General features: G+C 63.8%; 1 protein-coding gene. It reads left to right on the top strand.

The genetic code is table 11. The annotated features are described in order from the left end of the window. The coding region (locus IE99_RS33800; RefSeq protein WP_425423869.1) for a flagellin at window positions 1–98 on the top strand (98 nt) is incomplete at its 5' end. Between the last annotated feature and the right edge of the window lie 275 nt (window positions 99–373).

The raw sequence follows: 373 nt of genomic DNA, 5'->3' as shown, positions 1-373 counted from the left end.
TCAACTTCACCCGCAGCCAGATCCTGTCCCAGGCCGGCACCTCCATGCTGGCCCAGGCCAACCAGGGACCCCAGTCGGTCCTCAAGCTCCTCGGCTAAGGAACAGGCATCACCGCACCCGTGAAGGGGCGGCCGGCACCAGTCGGCCGCCCCTTTTCGGCGTCCGGAAATTAACCGCGCCGGAACCCTCAGCAGCCCCCGGTGCGCGCCGATGAGGGGGGTGCAACGGCCATGGATGGCCACTGAGACCCGTATCAAGGAGGAAGAATCATGGGTCTGCGTATCAATCAGAACATCGCGGCGATGAACTCGTACCGCAACCTGTCGGTGAACGACGGCTCGATGAGCAAGTCGCTGGAGAAGCTGTCCAGTGG

It is taken from the genome of Spirillospora albida, assembly GCF_000718255.1.
Classification (GTDB): Bacteria; Actinomycetota; Actinomycetes; order Streptosporangiales; family Streptosporangiaceae; genus Spirillospora; species Spirillospora albida.
Note: the sequence above shows the minus strand (reverse complement) of the source record. Positions and strands in the feature narration are given on the sequence as shown.